Source organism: Natroniella acetigena, assembly GCF_023227745.1.
GTDB classification, from domain to species: Bacteria; Bacillota; Halanaerobiia; order Halobacteroidales; family Halobacteroidaceae; genus Natroniella; species Natroniella acetigena.
The window spans coordinates 1-17,897 of the sequence record NZ_JALKBX010000021.1; the positions used below are offsets into that span (position 1 = coordinate 1).

15 protein-coding genes are annotated in these 17,897 nt (G+C 33.3%); 5 read left to right on the top strand and 10 right to left on the bottom strand.

Annotated elements, in window-relative coordinates:
- Positions 1-75 precede the first annotated feature (75 nt).
- Positions 76-744, bottom strand: coding sequence for a cell wall hydrolase (locus MWH25_RS06410; RefSeq protein WP_248626821.1), 669 nt, complete (start codon positions 742-744; stop codon positions 76-78).
- Positions 745-1,044: 300 nt separating this feature from the next.
- On the opposite strand from MWH25_RS06410, the gene MWH25_RS06415 reads away from it, so the two are divergent.
- Positions 1,045-1,509 carry a LysM peptidoglycan-binding domain-containing protein gene (locus tag MWH25_RS06415; protein ID WP_248626822.1) on the top strand — a complete coding sequence of 155 codons (465 nt, stop codon included), beginning with the start codon at positions 1,045-1,047 and terminating at the stop codon, positions 1,507-1,509.
- 185 nt (positions 1,510-1,694) lie between these two features.
- Here the strand turns inward: MWH25_RS06415 and recQ are convergent, their stop codons facing one another.
- A complete protein-coding gene (gene recQ / locus MWH25_RS06420) occupies positions 1,695-3,791 on the bottom strand; it encodes a DNA helicase RecQ (protein WP_248626823.1) in 2,097 nt (698 codons plus the stop codon).
- 42 nt (positions 3,792-3,833) lie between these two features.
- Entirely contained in the window at positions 3,834-4,379 is a 546-nt protein-coding gene (locus tag MWH25_RS06425; protein WP_248626824.1) for a nitroreductase family protein, read from the bottom strand.
- A gap of 529 nt (positions 4,380-4,908) precedes the next feature.
- Here MWH25_RS06425 and MWH25_RS06430 point away from each other — a divergent pair.
- Entirely contained in the window at positions 4,909-6,132 is a 1,224-nt protein-coding gene (locus MWH25_RS06430; protein ID WP_248626825.1) for an NAD(P)-dependent malic enzyme, read from the top strand.
- A gap of 174 nt (positions 6,133-6,306) precedes the next feature.
- Here MWH25_RS06430 and glgB read toward each other — a convergent pair whose 3' ends face one another.
- From glgB to MWH25_RS06450, 4 genes are all read right to left on the bottom strand, one after another.
- Complete coding sequence (gene glgB / locus MWH25_RS06435) at positions 6,307-8,499, bottom strand: 1,4-alpha-glucan branching protein GlgB (protein ID WP_248626826.1); 2,193 nt, start codon at positions 8,497-8,499, stop codon at positions 6,307-6,309.
- Positions 8,500-8,631: 132 nt separating this feature from the next.
- Complete coding sequence (locus MWH25_RS06440) at positions 8,632-9,249, bottom strand: hypothetical protein (protein WP_248626827.1); 618 nt, start codon at positions 9,247-9,249, stop codon at positions 8,632-8,634.
- A 64-nt stretch (positions 9,250-9,313) separates the two neighbouring features.
- Positions 9,314-10,303, bottom strand: coding sequence for an AIR synthase family protein (locus tag MWH25_RS06445; protein WP_248626828.1), 990 nt, complete (start codon positions 10,301-10,303; stop codon positions 9,314-9,316).
- Positions 10,304-10,444: 141 nt separating this feature from the next.
- Positions 10,445-10,690, bottom strand: coding sequence for a hypothetical protein (locus MWH25_RS06450; protein ID WP_248626829.1), 246 nt, complete (start codon positions 10,688-10,690; stop codon positions 10,445-10,447).
- A 164-nt stretch (positions 10,691-10,854) separates the two neighbouring features.
- On the opposite strand from MWH25_RS06450, the gene MWH25_RS06455 reads away from it, so the two are divergent.
- Positions 10,855-11,115 (top strand): DUF1657 domain-containing protein, encoded by a 261-nt coding sequence (locus MWH25_RS06455; protein WP_248626830.1) that lies wholly within the window; start codon positions 10,855-10,857, stop codon positions 11,113-11,115.
- A 218-nt stretch (positions 11,116-11,333) separates the two neighbouring features.
- Entirely contained in the window at positions 11,334-11,546 is a 213-nt protein-coding gene (locus tag MWH25_RS06460; RefSeq protein ID WP_248626831.1) for a hypothetical protein, read from the top strand.
- A 64-nt stretch (positions 11,547-11,610) separates the two neighbouring features.
- Here the strand turns inward: MWH25_RS06460 and MWH25_RS06465 are convergent, their stop codons facing one another.
- The 3 genes from MWH25_RS06465 to MWH25_RS06475 all read right to left on the bottom strand — a co-directional run bounded on the left by MWH25_RS06465 (position 11,611) and on the right by MWH25_RS06475 (position 16,966).
- Complete coding sequence (locus MWH25_RS06465) at positions 11,611-13,785, bottom strand: cell division protein FtsA (protein WP_248626832.1); 2,175 nt, start codon at positions 13,783-13,785, stop codon at positions 11,611-11,613.
- Between the two features lie 311 nt (positions 13,786-14,096).
- Positions 14,097-16,349 carry an alpha-amylase family glycosyl hydrolase gene (locus MWH25_RS06470; RefSeq protein ID WP_248626833.1) on the bottom strand — a complete coding sequence of 751 codons (2,253 nt, stop codon included), beginning with the start codon at positions 16,347-16,349 and terminating at the stop codon, positions 14,097-14,099.
- 128 nt (positions 16,350-16,477) lie between these two features.
- The gene (locus tag MWH25_RS06475; protein WP_248626834.1) at positions 16,478-16,966 is read right to left on the bottom strand and encodes a 4Fe-4S binding protein; all 489 of its coding nucleotides are present in this window, start codon (positions 16,964-16,966) and stop codon (positions 16,478-16,480) included.
- A gap of 168 nt (positions 16,967-17,134) precedes the next feature.
- Between MWH25_RS06475 and MWH25_RS06480 the strand changes: the two genes are divergently transcribed.
- A complete protein-coding gene (locus MWH25_RS06480) occupies positions 17,135-17,842 on the top strand; it encodes an SIMPL domain-containing protein (RefSeq protein ID WP_248626849.1) in 708 nt (235 codons plus the stop codon).
- Positions 17,843-17,897 lie beyond the last annotated feature (55 nt).

Genomic DNA, 17,897 nt, shown 5'->3' on the forward strand with positions numbered 1-17,897 from the left:
TCAAATTTCAAAAATTGACCTAGGGGAAACTATACCCTAAAATTAAGTTCCAAATTTTTACTTGACATAGGACGTCTATTTTCTTACATTCCCAAAATGATGACGTCCAATTACTGATTCAGTTACCATATTATCAAACATCCATTGTGCTGTAGCAGTAACTGGATTATAATAATAAAGAGCTCCATTCGATGGATCCCAACCACTTAAAGCATAATCTACAGCTTCATAAGCAGTCTTGTCTGGAGTCAGATCAATCTGTCCATCCAATACTGCAGAAAAGGCATAATGCCCTCCACTTGTTTGTTGAAATACAACCCCTTCAACATCATTAGGAAACTCCGGACTTTCAACTCGATTAATAACAACCCCTGCTACTGCTACCTGTCCTTTAAAAGGCTCCCCTCTAGCCTCTGAATAAACGGCTCTAGCTAAAATATCACGTTCTTCAGAAGTTACATATAAGCGTTGATAACTAGAATCAGCAGGTTCTTCATCACTAGCAGCTGACTCATATGAGTCTCCTAAATAATCTTCGCTACTACTATCACCAGTAAATGAAGAAAAAAAGAATAACATAAGTAAACTCTGCACGATCGATAAAAAACCCCTATTCTCAGTTAAAGAACTTAAGCCTCCTTCAGAAGCATAAGCAGGAACAAATAAAATAAACCCTGATAAAAATGGAAATAAAATTGTAAATACTAACAAGCTAGCTATTAATTTATAGTGTTTGTTCTTCATAGGCTGATTTCCTTTCTCTTATAATATTGTGACTATGTACTTTAATTTAGAGTTTAAATAATAGTGTGAAAATCGTTTTAAATTCTACATCATCATTTATAAATATACCATCTTTTCTTACAAATTGCATTAGAAATTATTTTTATGATAGTAAATTATTATCTGAAGAAGATTAAGTATCCTTTTTCCAGTTAAGCTTTTCTATTATTATCAACCACCAAATTTTTAGAAATTAACACCATTTCTAACTAACTGCATAAAATAATAAAAAAGAAAAAAAATTGAAAGGAGGGATTGCAAATGGGAAATTATAGAGATTGTCCCCGTTCTAATCCAAATGAAACTAGAAGACAAACAAGAGTTCCAGAATTTTGCCCACCACGGTTTGGTATCTTATATACAGTTAGGCCAGGAGATACTATGTGGAATATAACACGACGCTTACAAAGACGTGGTATTGAAATCAGCTTAGAAGGTCTAATCGCTGCTAATCCACATATCCCTGACCCAGATGTTCTATTTCCTGGCGATGTACTCTGTTTGCCAGAACCACCTCCACCACCTCCAGATGTAACACCAAGAGTTCCAGCAGAGTGTCCTAGAGGATACGAGTCACGTTACACTGTTAGAGCAGGTGACACCATGTGGAATATTGCTCGCCGTTTTGGAGTCAGCTTAGCTGGTCTAATCAGGGCCAACCCCCACATCCCAAATCCAGAAATTATTTATGCTGGTGATGTATTATGTGTTCCAGCTCCATTTTAATTAGTTAAAACCTCTTATAAACTATGGTAACTAATGTAAATTCAGTTACCATAGTTACTTTTTTAACAACTCCGATTTAATTCTACAAGCAGCAGAAATTGCGGTTAAACCTCCTAAAGAAGTCTTCTTTTCGTTAATTAATTCAGCTCTTTATTTTTTATTCCTCTATAGAACATCTTAAAATATCAATTATTATTTGCAAAAATTACTAGTTTAATTTGAAAATAACTTATCTCTTCAGGTAATGCCTCTTTTAATGGTTTCAAACGTTCTGCTCCTACTTCTTTTATCTTACTTTTAATTAATCCCCTTTTTTCCTGGGAAATAAATAGATCAAGATTTAAATCAAACCCTTCTCGTAAAGAACGAACCAGATGATTTTGAACTGTTGTTACAGCAAGTCCTCTCAAGTTAGCTATTTCCGACAAAGTCTTTCCTTCCTGTAATAAATTATAACTTATTAAATGGCTTGGATTATCTGTTGTAGTTGCCACCTCTTGTTTAGCAGTCTCTTGTAGTGCAAACTTCTTAATTTTTTCTAGAAAATGTTTACCATAGCGTTGGAATTTAATCGGGCCAACTCCCTTAATCTCCAGCATTGCTTCTTTAGTTAGCGGCTTTTGGTGAGCCATCTCCTTTAAGGTGCTATCATGAAAGATAACATAAGGAGGTAGATCTTCTTTTTTGGCTAATTTCATTCTAAATTCACGTAAGATACTAAATAAACTATTTTGAGAAGTGATTCGTTTAATCTTCTTTCTAACTTTATAATATACCTCTTCCCTTCCTGCTAATACTGGTTTAGCCTTCGCTGTCAATTTAGTTACAGGAAATTTACTATTCGTTAAGCGTATATATCCTTCAGCAATTAAAAAATTAATTAAATCTTTAATCTCTTTAATAGTATGCTTTCTTAACAAACCATACGTAGATAATTGATCAAAACCTAACTTCAGTATCTTCTGTCGTTTAGAACCTTTTAACACACAAGCAACAGTTGTAATTCCAAACCTCTGGTCAGTCTTATAGACACAGGATAAAATCTGTTGGGCTTCTGTTGTTATATCAACCAATTCTTGTTCTTCATTACAGTTACTACAATTATCACAACCAGCAATTAATTGCTGGTTGTCAAAATAATTTAAGATAAACCCTCTCAAACATTTGGATGTATAGCAATAATCGATCATCTTCTGTAGCTTTTGATACCTACGCTCCTTTAATTGAGGCGTTAAATTCGATTCCTCGATAAAAAACTTAGGTAATCTCATATCAGCAGGATGAAACAATAAAATACACTCACTCGGTTCACCATCTCTTCCCGCTCTCCCTGCTTCCTGATAGTAATCCTCTAAGGTCTGCGGTAAATTATGGTGAATCACGTAGCGAACATTTGATTTATCAATTCCCATCCCAAAAGCATTGGTTGCTACAATAATCTTTAGTTCATCAAAGATGAATTTTTCTTGAACTATTCTCCGTTCTTGGTTACTCAAGCCAGCATGATATTTGCCAACTGAGAATCCTTTTTGCTTTAAAAAAGAAGTCACTTGATCAACCTCTTTTCTGGTAGCAGCATAGATAATTCCAGCATCATCTTGATTAATGTCTACATACTCTGCAATAAAGTCTTTCTTGTTTTCCCCACTAATTAAGTTAAACTTTAAATTAGGACGATCAAATCCAGTTACGTAGATATTCTCTTCCTCAATCCCCAATAAATCACTAATATCCATTCTAACTTCTTTTGTTGCCGTTGCAGTAAAAGCAGTTACTACCGATTGATTAGATAGATTGCTTATTAATTTAGGAATCAAGCGATAACTGGGTCGAAAATCATGTCCCCAACTAGATATACAATGGCTTTCATCAACTGCAATTAAAGAAATATCAGCAGCTTGTAATTGAGCAATAAATTCTTTAGATTGTAATCTCTCAGGAGCAATATATAACAAATCATATTGGCCCTCACATGTTTTAGCCATCCTTTCTTTAATCTCCAGATTACTTAATGAACTATTAATAAAAGTAGCTGCAATCCCTAACGCATTTAAAGAATCGATCTGATCCTTCATCAATGAAATCAAAGGAGAAATTACTAAAGTAATCCCTGCTAAACAAAGAGATGGAATCTGAAAACAGATCGATTTACCTCCTCCAGTAGGCATTATCCCTAAGGTATTATTGCCAGCTAATATATTTCCAATAATTTCCTGTTGCCCTTTTCGAAATGACGAATATCCAAAATATTCCTGCAATAACTGTTCAGCTTCCTCTAACATCTAACCAGCTCCTTAATTAAATCTACAAATCAAAATTACCAATTAAATCTTATATTTTTCAGTAAATACCTTATTATAGTCCAATTCTTCTTCTGTATATGGAGGCTTACTTTCAGCTGGATAGCCAATTCCAATAATTGATTCTACCCTTTTTTGATCAGGGATATGTAATAATTCCCTTACATATTGTTCGGAATTCTGGTGGGATTTATGCCTTCTTTTTCTAATTTGCACCCAACAAGAACCTAAATCAAGCCTTTCTGCTGTTAGTTGTAAAATAACCGATGCAATTGAAGCATCTTCTATCCAGACATCACTAGCTGCTGGATCAGCTAATACTACAACCGCTAATGGAGCCCCCTTTAAAAATGCTGATCCATGTTCCTTCGCTTCACTAAGCTTAGTTAAAGTTTCTTGCTGTTGAACAATAATAAACTCCCAAGGGCGATTATTCCTAGAAGTAGGAGCCAATAAAGCAGATTTGATTAATTGGTCAATCTTTTCTTCTTCTACTTTTAAATCCTTGAACTTACGAATACTCCTTCTATTCTTCAACAATTCCACAAAGTTAAATTCCTCTTGACACATATTAATTCCTCCTTGAAGTTTTATTTATCATTTTATTTTTCTAGCTTTAATGATATTATTCTATTTCTCTATCCATCTTCCTTCTTACAAGCTTTAACAATTTTTGAGTCTAGGACTAAAACCCCTGAATATTATAAAGGTTTAATATGAAACTTCATTACAATTATGTGTCACTTTGTGACACATAATTGAGTTGACAGTGTACAGTGAACAGTTTACAGTTAAGATCAAAACCTTAAAATTTTAAGACCTCTGAAATGCCTTATGTTCTTAGGTTTAGAGTGATTTTGATTTTGAGATTTTAATGGTTTTAACTGTCAACTGTCAACTGTAAACCGCAAACTGTACACTGATATAAAGTGGCAAAGTGCCACTTTATATCAATTAACGTACATAGAATCAAAGTATTAATTTCTCCCATCCGGTTATATTAAGAATAAGGAAATTATTAAATTACTAATTAATGCAGGAAAATATAGATTAATAACTAATATTTAACTTAAGGAGATAAAATAAGGAGGAATAGAAAATGGGTCTAAAAGAAGATGCGCTTAAATTACATCAGAAAAATCAAGGGAAATTAAAGGTAAACACTAAAGTAGAAGTTAATGATGAAGATGATCTCTCGCTTGCTTATTCACCAGGTGTCGCAGAACCTTGTCTAAAAATTAACAAGGATGAGGAAAAAATTTATGAATATACCAACAAGTCAAATTTCGTAGCTGTTGTCAGTAACGGTAGTGCTGTCCTAGGTTTAGGTGATATCGGGGCCAAAGCTTCAATGCCTGTAATGGAAGGAAAAGCTGTTCTTTTTAAAGAATTTGGTGCTGTTGATGCTTTTCCTATCTGTATTGATGAAACAGATCCAGATGCATTAATTAAGGCAGTTAAACAGATTGCTCCTACTTTTGGTGGTATTAACTTGGAAGATATCAAAGGTCCTGAGTGTTTCTATATTGAGCAAAGATTAAAAGAAGAATTGGATATTCCAGTCTTTCATGATGACCAACATGGTACTGCTATCATTACCTTAGCTGGTCTATTAAATGCTCTAAAGATAGTTGATAAGGAAATGAAAGATCTTAAAGTAGTAGTCAATGGAGCAGGAGCTGCTGGAGTAAGTATTGTCAAACTCTTATTATCTGAAGGGGTTGAACAGATCAAGGTCTTAGATAGTAAAGGTCTAATATATAAAGAACGCGATAATTTAGATGAAGTAAAAGAAGAATTAGCTGAATTGACAAATAAAGAGCAACAAGAAGGAAACCTTGCTGATGCAATTGTAGATGCAGATGTCTTTATTGGCGTCTCTGTTGCTGGAGTATTGAGCAAAGAGATGGTACAGGATATGGCTGCTGATCCAATCTTATTTCCTATGGCTAACCCTGATCCAGAAATCTGGCCTGAAGATGCTTTCGAAGCTGGGGCCAAAATAGTGGGAACCGGTCGTTCTGACTATCCAAACCAAGTTAATAATGTAATGGCCTTTCCTGGTGTCTTTCGTGGAGCATTGGATGTAAGGGCCAAGGATATCAACCAAGAGATGAAGATAGCTGCTGCTTATGCTTTAGCAGAGTTAGTAACTGAGGATAAGTTGGCCCCTGATTATGTAATTCCTAAGCCATTTAATGAGCGTGTTGGTCCGCATGTTGCTGCTGCAGTAGCCCAAGCTGCTATTGAAAGTGGCGTAGCTAGAATAGAGATTGATTATGACACAGAGTTAGAGAATGCTAAGAAATTGATGGCGAAATAGATAAAGGTTGAGTCTGAGTTTAAGATTAAGTAAAGACAAATAAAACACTACAGTCTAAGAATATAAGTTCATTAATAAAAAAAGCAGTTATAAGAAGAGCTTCTTATAACTGCTTTTTTTAGATTTAGTTTTACTAAAACTTAACCTTAGGCTTAAACTAAAAAGGACTTAATATTAGTCCTTTTTATATTTAAAGTACAGACCAGTCAACGGCGGTAATGTAATCTCAATTGAATGCTCCCGCCCATGCCAAGCAATAGGCTCTGAGCAAACCCCTCCTGAATTTCCTAAATTGGTTCCACCATAAATCTCAACGTTGGTATTTAAAATTTCCTCATAAAACCCTACTTGCGGTACAGCCAATCTATAGTTCTCTCTAACGACAGGCGTAAAGTTAAAGACACAGACCATTCTTTGCTCTGGATCATGACCCTTGCGTATAAAGGAAATAATACTCTTTTCAAAGTCATGACAATCAATCCATTCAAATCCTGATTGCTCAAAGTCCTTCTCCCATAAAGAATTATTCTCTTGATAGATAGCATTTAATTCTCGAACATATCTCAATAACTTCTGATGGGGTTGATAATCTAATAGATGCCAATCAAGGCTCCTGGTCGCACTCCATTCATTCCATTGCCCAAACTCACCACCCATAAAGAGTAGTTTCTTACCTGGATGAGCAAACATATAAGCATAAAAGAGGCGTAAATTAGCAAATTTCTGCCATCTATCCCCAGGCATCTTGCCAATCAAGGAACTCTTTTCATGCACCACTTCATCATGGGATAATACCAAAATATGATTTTCATTAAACGAATATAACAGAGGAAAGGTTAACTTATTATGATGATACTTCTTATAAAATGGATCAACTTCAATATACTCCAAAGCATCATTCATCCAACCCATATTCCACTTCATCGAAAAGCCCAGCCCTCCTAAGTAAGTAGGCTTGGTTACTCCTGACCAAGAGGTAGATTCTTCAGCAATAGTTAAGATGCCAGGATAATTTTGATGAGTAATCGAATTAAAAGACTGTAAAAAATCAATTGCTTCTAGATTCTCCCGACCTCCATATTGATTAGGAATCCATTCATCTCGTTTATGATCCAAATAGAGCATAGAAGATACAGCATCAACTCGAAAACCATCTATATGAAATTTATCTAACCAATATAAAGCATTAGAAATCAAAAAATTCCTAACTTCTTCCCGCCCATAATTAAAGACATACGTTCCCCACTTTTTATGTTCTCCTAACCGAGGATCTAAATGTTCATAAAGAGCTGTTCCATCAAATCTACCTAGCCCATGAGCATCTTTAGGGAAATGGCCAGGTACCCAATCCAAAATCACCCCGATATCGTGTTGGTGAAACTGATCGATTAAATACATTAAATCTTCTGGTCTGCCAAACCTACTGGTTGGAGAAAAATATCCAATCACTTGATACCCCCAGGATTCATCCAATGGATATTCTCCTAACGGCATTAACTCTACATGAGTAAAATTATTCTCCTTAACATAGTTGACCAATTTATCAGCCAACTCCCGATAAGTTAAAAACCTATTATCTTCTTCTGGAACTCTGGCCCAAGAAGCTAAATTTACCTCATAAATCGAAATTGGTCTTTCTAGCCAATTTATTTTTTCTCTTTTCTCCATCCAATCATTATCTTGCCACTGATGCTTATTAGATAAATTATAAGTAAGTGAAGCATTAGCCGGTCTTAATTCACTATAAACAGCGTAAGGATCTGATTTAATCAACCGCTGGCCTGCTTTAGTTAAAATTTCAAAACGATATAACTCTTTTTCTCCTAAGTTAGGAATAAATAATTCCCAGACTCCAGACTCTCCTAATAACCTTAATTGGTGAATCCTTCCATCCCAATTATTAAATTCACCAATCACACTGACCCTCTTTGCTTCTGGAGCCCAGACAGAAAAATGAACCCCTTTGCACCCTTCATGGGTTATAAATTTGGCCCCCATCTTATCATAAATTCGATAATGATTTCCTTCATTAAATAGATGTAAATCATACTGTGATAAAATAGGACCAAAGCTATAAGGATCTTCTTCTAACCAACTCTCGCCCTGCTCAGTTTCAAATTGTAATTGATAATCAAAAAGCTCTTCAGCTTCAATTACCTTTTCAAACAACCCAACTTCTGTTACTTTATTAAATTCAATCTTCTGCTTTAAATCATCAGAGACAATAAAAACATTAGTTACATCTGGTCGAAAAACCCTAATTACTACTTGATTTTTATTAAGAAAATTAATCCCTAAAAATTTAGATGGATTTTCTAATCTAGCATTAACAATCTTATCTATTTCAGCTTGGCTTAATTTACTCATTATACCCTCCCTTCTCACTATAAATTCTTTTTTAATCCATTTATTCCTTTTTTTATCTAGATGTTTTAGATCAAATTAAAAATAATCCGATAGATTTTAAAACCTATCGGATTAGCAGGTGGATTCAAATCTTTAATTATCAATTTCACCTCTATAAAATATTCCTTCTAAAGCAACAGTATTCCAATCTTCTTCATGAATTGGTTCTCCTTGATAAAGAAACTTAACTCCATCAATCCAATCCCCTTCATACTCTGGCTGTAAAAAGGATTTAATTAGGGTTACAGAAGTAAAATGACCATCAGCAGCCCCTTGAAAATAGTCCAAGTACCATGTAACTCCAGCACTTCCTCTAAAGGTAGGTCTTTCATCCTTAGCTCGATTCCACTGATGTTCTTCTAAATTTATAACTGCAACCTCTCTTCCATTCTCTTCTTCTATCTCTAGAACCTTAATTGGTAAAAAATCAAACCTAAATCTTGATAATCTATTAGCAATCACTTCTAATTTTTCAAATTGCTCTAAATCATCAATAATCTGAATATAAAAATTGACTTCAATATCATCAGCCCTTTCATCTGGTCCATAAATAGGAAAAAGAGTAGAGTTCGTCGCTTTATTAAAACCTACTATATCTTTATTATTATCAGTAATTTGACCATCACCAAAACTACCCCAGTAAAGAATCCCTCCTAAAAAAACTAATACCAAAATAATTACTATAATTAGTCGATAATTATATTTGTTCAATATCTTCCCACCTTTTTTTTGATTTTCAGCTTAGTATTATTTTTTAGCTTAACTAAACTTTTTATTAATTTTCAGCTAAAAATCTCCATAGTTCATCTTGAGGAGCTTGATTAAGTTCTATTCTTCCTTTTTCTGTAACAATTACTCTCTGTTGGGATGTAATTTCTCCAATAATCATAGCATTAATTCCAGCTACAGTTAATTTATCTACAACACTTTTTCCTTCAGCAGTAGTTAAAATCATTGCTCCAGAACCAATTAAATGATAAGGATTGATATTTAACAGCTCAGTTATCCTTTCAGTTGTTCGATGTAAAGGAATTGCACTTTCTTCTATTGTAAACCCAACTCCAGCTGCTTCAGCTAATTCAAAAAGCGAACCATACAAGCCTCCTTCAGTAATATCATGCATTGCATTAACTTTTAATTCTGCTCCTAGTAAACCTTCTGGAATTACACTTAAATATTCAGTTAACTGTTGAGCTTCTTCTATTATTTCAGCCTCAAGACCCAACTCTAATAACCGCGCAGTAAAATCTGTAGCCAAAATAGCAGTACCTTCTAAACCAACCCACTTAGTAATAATAATCTGATCTCCTGGCTGAGCACCAGCTGAAGTTACAAATTTATCTTTAGTAGTTTTACCGATTGCGGTACAAGAAATCAAGGGCTGTTGGACAATATCAGTTACTTCTGTATGACCTCCTAAAATATCAATTCCTAAATCTTGAGCAGCCTGATTTATATCTTCTACTATTGCTGTTATTCTTTCTTTACTTGTACTTGATGGAAATAATAAGACTTGTTGAATACCGATTGGTTGTGCACCATTAGCAGCTATATCATTACAAGCAACATTAACTGCTAAAGAGCCCATTCCTTCTTGCAAACCGGTAATTGGATCAGTGGACATTACAGCAACAAAATCTCCAAAATCAATTACAGTTGAATCTTCACCAATTCCAGGTCCTATTAGTACTTCATCATTTATAGCTGAAATTTTATTTAAAATTAATTCTTTCAAATTATTTATATCAATCTTACCTGCTTTCATACTTTTATCACCTTTCCTATAAATAATATCAAAAATTAGTCAGCATTGCTTCTTTTAACTCTACTGTTGTAGCTTGATTTACTAGGTGTTCAACTAGTATACAAATTCTAAAGCAACTCCTGGTCCACGAAAAATCCCTGCTCACTCCAAAACCATTGGTACAGCACAGATTGCAGCTACCAATTTATTATTATCTTCAATCTCTTTAATTAGATTAATTAGACGTTCATTTTTATTACCATCTGCTAAAATAATTTGATTCATTATTAATCTCTCCTTTCGATAGTTAATAACCACAGAGAGTTCTTTAGAACTTGCAGATAAGTACTGCAGTTGAACTAAAGGAGCTTCTTGCTCACACTCTATTTTAGGGCTTGAAAATTTCAACTGTAAACTGAGATATAATTAGCTTGCCCTTAATCATATATTACTATTTTTCTTGTAAAGTTCCTTTTAATTTAGAAATTTTTTAATGGATTAAATAAATATTCAAGTTATATTTATTTAAATTATAGGTTATTATAACTAATGTGCTGAAAGGAGGTGTTTAAATGACAGTAGGTGACAATTTACACCAAGCTTTAACAGGATTAGAAACTGCTAAAAGCACTTTAGAAGGTTTTTCTCAAGATACTAATGATGAATTAGCTCAAGATATGTATACTCAGTGTGCTCAACAAATTGAGCAGGTAGCTAATCAATTAGAAGAAAGAGTTAATTACGTCGAAAATGAAGAACCACAATATAAACAAAAACAACAAATGCAAAATCAACAAGGGCAACAAGGACAACAAGACCAACAAAATCAATAATAAGTTTAAAGAACAGAAAAAGCAGACTGATTATTAATAATCAGTCTGCTTTTTTATATTAAAGAAACTATGTTTTTTAAATGAATTGCTTAGTCTTAGGATTAGCCGTAGGCTATAAACAAAAATTATTTCAAATATATTATATGTCATATGGTAATTTATTCCTAGTATATTATTTCAGTACTTTCTCAAACTAATAGCAAGGAGGTTTATTAATAATGATTACGCAATTGTTAACAGGCTTAATAGATAAATCACTAAAAGTGATTTTGTTGTCATTAATTTTACTAGCTATCTTTATTTTAATGCAAATATTCTTCGAAAATTTATCTAATAACCCTAATTTCCTTGATCAATTACCCTCTAAATTAATTCCACTTTTAAGGCAGCTTCCTCGACTTAATGGTCTAATATTATTTGAATTAATCTAATAATTTATTTTGTAATCGTTGCTGTAATTTTAGTAAATTATTTTCTTGAGAACCTAGTTTTGATTTATTTTTTTTGTTGAAAGTTTGACTGCTTATCTTTGATATAAATTTCAACCTGGTCACCATCGGCTAAGGGCTCAATTAGTTGGGCATCTTGACTATTCTTCTCAATGATTAACCTTCCATTAATATTGGTTGGAATTTCATAATCAATATGACTTAATAATTGATTTAGGCGTACAGTACCTGGTTTATAAATAATTTCATCACCAGTAAAGATTCGTTCTTCACCAGTCACTGGTTTTTCGTTCTTTAATAACTTAAAATCAGCAATTGGTAATTCTATTGGCTGGTCATTAAATATAACATTAATTGTATTGTTCAGTTGCATCTCTTCTAAAAGATCTTTTATTCGCAAGTTGCTTTTATTAACCTGTGTAAAGTTTAAATCATCTCCACTAGCAACTTCTTTATCCAATGGCACTTGCTCTCCATTAAGTAAAATACGATAATTTTGATACTGTTGTTCTTTTTTTTGTCCATTAAAAGTATAAGTAATCTTTCTTTCTCTAATCTGTTCAATAGGAAACTCTAAAACCTCTTCAACTACCTCTTTTACCGTCTGAGGTACAGTATAATTAATCTTGGCCCGATCCTTAAGTTCTGTATCTAAACTTACCCGTTCCCCGTTCATATAATAAATTGGTTCTAAGTTAACTTCTGCATTATTTATATATATCTTACGGCTTGGTAGATTAGGAACTACATCTGCTATTATTCCATACGCATCCTCCCCTTGTTCACCTAATTCAACTGTCAATTGATCTCCGTGACTAATTTGAGTTTCAAGTTCTGCTTCCGTACCATTGACTAAAATCTTTCCAGCAGTTCCTAATGAACCCCTAAGCATCTTCAAGTCACCATTGACTTCCACTGAAATAGCTAACCCAGGATTTGGTTTTAAAGCCTTAATATTAACTTCTGCTGCTAAAAGTGCATCAGATACTTTAGGCTCTCTTAAAGTAAATAAGTGAGTTAAATTTCCATTGACCTCTATATCTACAAAATTAACCTGTTTATTATTGTTATGGCAAGTAATTGCTATACCAAAAGGGGTTATTGACTGAGTTTCTGTTACCCCATCAATCTCTCCTTCAATTTCATCAATCTCTTGACAATCTTTAATCCCTACTCTATTGATGGGTAACTCTAATTTTTTGGCTAACTTTTCTTTTAATAGAGGAGTTAAACTACCTCCCCCAATACAGATAACAGCCTGTGGTTGTTGTTGATTTAGCTTCAAGATCTCTTCAGCAATTTGCTGGGCCAAATTTTTCACTTCATCTTCTATCATCTTTATAATACTAATAGTTGCTACTGTTGTTGTCTGCCCTAAAATATCTTTAATTTTTACTTCATCCTCTAAAGCTAGCTTTCTTTTAGTTTCTTCAGCTTTATGGTAATCAAGCATATAATTTTGACAGATTGCTTCAGTAATCTCATCACCTGCTACAGGAACCATAGCATATCCAATAATTGAACCATCCTTAGTAATAGCAATATCTGAAGTTCCAGCTCCAATATCCACTAAAGCTAAATTAAAGTTATACATTTGCCGCGGCACAATCAAATTAGAAGCAGCAATAGGTTCTAAAGTTAAGTGGTCCACTTCTAGATCAGCTTGACGAATAACAGTTAATAAAGAATCAACTACTATACGGGGTAAAAAGGTAGCTATTAGATCAACTTCTATTTTCCTACCACTTTGCCCTATCAAATTACCAATCTTTATTCCATCCAACATGTTCTGTAACAGAGTATAACCTACAAAATGATATCCGTCAGCTTGATTATCCTTACTTTCTAATTTTTCTTGAGCATTTTGCACTGCAGAAAATTCTAAAGCTTGTACATCGCTAGTAGTCACTTCTTTTTTATTTTCAAATTCTAATTGAAAATGACCAGTAACCGTCTTTAAAGCACGTCCTGCAGCAGCAATTCCAACTTTATTTAAAGTTACATCACACCTTTTTTCTAAACGCTCTTTAATCTTTTCTACTTGTTGAGCAACCTTTCTTACATTATGGATTTGACCATCTATCATTGAGCGACTTTTATGTTCTATTACTTCAGATGCTTTGACAATCAATTGATCATTGACAGTAGGTTGTAATACAACACCTACTACTGTTCTAGTTCCAATATCTAAAGCAAAGATCAAGTCATCTTTTTCTTGCATTTAGAAAACCTCCTAATTTATAGTTTTGTAACTTCAATTGATAATTGATAGTTTAAAGTTGATAGTTAAAGCTTAAAATCTAAACCCTTTAAACCATTCTCAAAACAATATTTTATCTTAGAGATTAATTTGTTATCTTATTCAATTATTTAACGATCTATAATAAAGTTCCTGCTTCCTAGAGAGTTAATTTGCTAAGTTTAGCTAAAAAATATTAAGCAATCTGAAGTATAAGAACATATTCTGGAATATACATACTTTAATGATCTAAATAAAAAGCCCCCCTGTTTTAAAACAGGGGGGCTTTTTATTTAAATTTTCTTATAGATAAAACCACTATATGCTGGTAAGTTAAAATCTACTTTTTTATTCTGTCCTACACTTAAAATATCCATAGGTTCTATTTCATCTTTAGTTTTAAAATCATTTATCTGATCTAGAGCAGCAATCTTGCCCCATTTTCCTTCCAGGGTCAAACCTAAATTTACTTTAATATCTGCCCCTTCAAAGTTGAGCAAGATCAACATTTCGTCATTATTATCTTTATCTTTTGTTTTCCAACCAATCAACCTTCTATTCTTTCCTTCTTCCTCAGATAACCAAGGTCCTAGCACCCAACTGAATTCACCAGTCTCAATAGGGTTGGCCCCAGAAACCTTTAAAGCTCCATATTTTTTTCGTAAGTTAATTAACCTTTGCGTCCAATCCAAAAATGGATTATACTCAAATTCTGGACAATTAGGATCAGGGCTTACTTTATTAAGGTCAATATTATTTGCATCTCTATTTATCCCAAACTCTTGGCCCATGTACAACATCGGCTGCCCTAAAGCAGTCATCGTAGCCATCATAGCTAACTTGGCCTTTCTATCTTTAACATTACAATCCGTTATTTCATTCGTTTCAATTTCAAACTTAACACTCGGCTCATCATGACTTTCACTATAATTAACAACATTATTTGTATGCTCAGCAAATTGATTTTTAGAAAAATAAAAGATATCCCCTAAACCCTGTGGTGTATTATAACACCAATCTCTATAAACTCCTTCTCTTAACAATGCTTTAATCTTATCATGAAACATATCACTCCATTGTGCATAACCATTATACCCTTCAAAATTCAAATCTGATTCATTAGGTAGGTTTTCAGCAATCAAAATTGTATTAGGTTTAAATCCACTATCCCTAATTTCATCTTGTATTTCATACAATAATTGATGATCTAAATAATTACTATGGGTCGCATCAAACCTAAATCCATCTACATGATACTCTTCAATAAATAACTTACAAGAATCGATCAACATATTATCAACTTCTGGTCTTCCAGTAGCAACTCGGTTACCCCATTTAGTACTCCCAGAAAAATAAAGACCTCCTGGTCCTGAACCATCATCAATTAGATCCCATAATGGGTTGAACTGATTAGAAGTATGATTAAAGACTTGATCGACAATTACTGCCAAACCATGGTTATGAGCAATATCAACTAACTTTCTAAAATCATCTAAATCACCAAAGTCCTTCTCTATTGACATAAAGCTACACGGATCATATCCTAAACCAAAATGGCTCCAAGATTCAGAAGTTGGCATTAAAGCTAATGCAGTAACCCCTAAATCATCAAAGTAACCTTCCTCAATTCTACGAATAACTCCTTTAAATGTACTTTGCTCTTCTATTGAAAGATCTGAATCTTCATCTGTAAATCCATAGACATTTAACTCATAAATAATCAATTCACTAATATCAGGTGTCTCCCAATCTTGATCTGTCCACTCAAAGTTAGTCGGATCAGCAACTACACAGTTTTCCCGTTGATAATTATCACTATAAACTCTAGTATAAGGATCCCAAGCCCACCTTTCATTGCCTCCAATTCCTCCTCGAACAAAGAACTTGTATTCAATTTCCGAAAGTTTAGGATCTATCTGAGCAGCTGGTACCCTTGTCCACCAAATATTAGGTTGATTATAATACCCCTTGTATAGATCAAGTTCAATAAATGAGTCTTCTTGATTATCACAAGCAAGACAATTGCCAGGGGTTTGAAAATTATTAAGATTAGAACCTAAATAAACTCGACCTGCTCGAGGGTGATAGAGAGCAAAGCTGAGTGAACCATCAGTTAACTTATGAGCTCCTAGTAAAGAAGGTGTTTCGAATTTTGATACATCTGTATCAGGTAAATAAAAATTATCTTGGGGAATTAAATCTTTAATCTCTTGATAAGCTTCTTTAATATGCCCGACAGGCTCTGCTGGTCTGACATTATAAACATTATGCCACCCTGCCTTACACCAAATTTCACCCCCTAATCCTGCATTATAAAAACGATTATTTCTTTCATCTTCCCAGATTGTATGATCACCTAATTCATCCTTGAATTTAAAATTAAAATTTGCTCGATTGACTACTAGATCATAATATAATCCATAATCATCCCTACCATCAGGATAGACCTTCTTTTCGAATCGTCCGGTTCCATCCAGCCAAGCCCACAGAACTGGATTTCTAAAGTTATTTTTATTATCATAATGAATCCGTACTTTTGTTCTCATCAAATCCTCCTTTAGTCAATTATCGCCAACTTTTCTTCATTTATATTATTAACCAAAAGTAGTTAAATAATTAATTAAGTTTAAGGCTAAGGTTAAGTTAAAGTAAAAAATTAAAATTCTAATTTTTTTCAAATCCTTAAAACTTTAGATTTAACTTTAATTAATAAATTTGATAATAAACCCAGCGGACAAAAAGTACACCAAATCCTTTCTTTAAAAAACATCCCTAACAGAATGCCGATTAATGTAGTAACTAAGAGCAAGCGATAAAAAACCAAACCAACCTGTCCCCAATCTCCCGCAACTAAATAGATTGCTATTAATAAATTCCCAACCAACAACCCAAAAAAACCAACCTTAAAATATATTTTTTTGCAGATAGAAGGTATTTTTCGCTGAAAACTGATTTTTTTTATTAAATTATCATATAAACTACCTCGTGGACAAAAGAAGCCACACCAGACTCTTTTTCCTGTCACAATTGAAGTAACTAATGGAGCTAGCATACAAAGTACAATTAAATTTCCTAATAAGGAATTTACTCTTCCAAGCAGTAAAAATAATATCAATAAAATCCAACTAATATTTTTGACAAAGCTAATTAATTTTCCTTTCACTTTTCCCCCCCTCAGTATACATTAATTAATGTATACTGTACTTATCTAACAGATATAACAAATCAATCATTATATCAATAAAAAACAAAAGGAATTAAAAATTATAAAAAGAAACTATTACTGAGAGGAGGGATTTCTATAAAAACTAAGGTTATTTGTTTATTGTTAGTGCTTCTTTTAATTTCGTTATCTTTCTCTATAGCTTTAGCTAACAATTCAATTCCAAATATTTCAACTGTTGGTCGAGGAGGAATTGAATTTGAAACTGATCAAGCAGTAATTAAAGTAGAAGTATCGGCTGAAGGAAGGGATCAAGCAAACCTTAAGCACCACACTGAGCAAAATTTAAAATCATTAAAAAAAGATTTAACGGCTCTTGAACTAGTAAGCCAGAAAAGAATAACTCAATCGGAGCCTAAGTATTCCACTTATACCCGTAAAGAAGGAGTTAGGCAAGAAGAGGTTAATCAATTAAAATTCCTATTAACAATTGAACTTTTAGACTTTGATTCAACTGAAATTGCATCAGTTATTTCAGAACTGATTGATATTGTCAAAGCAAATGATCCCAGTCGTAGACGAGCAACTTATAATCAGCACTATGACATTAGTTATACCATAACTCAAAGCTATTATACTTTACATAAACCAATAGAGTTACAAGAAAAGTTATTAGAAGAAGCCGTAGCAGATAGTAAACAGAAAGCAGAAGTGTTGGCCCGGACAATCAATTCATCAATTACTGAAATTCAACAAATTAAAGCAGAACAGATCGATTTAATTTGTTATCAAGAAGAAATCTCTATTACAAATCCACAACCTCCTACTAAACAGACTTATCAAGAAAAGATCAAGGTTTATTACAAGATTAATTAATTTTTTCATAGCATAACAAAAAGCCTTCAATCTCATCTAGAAATTGAAGGCTTTA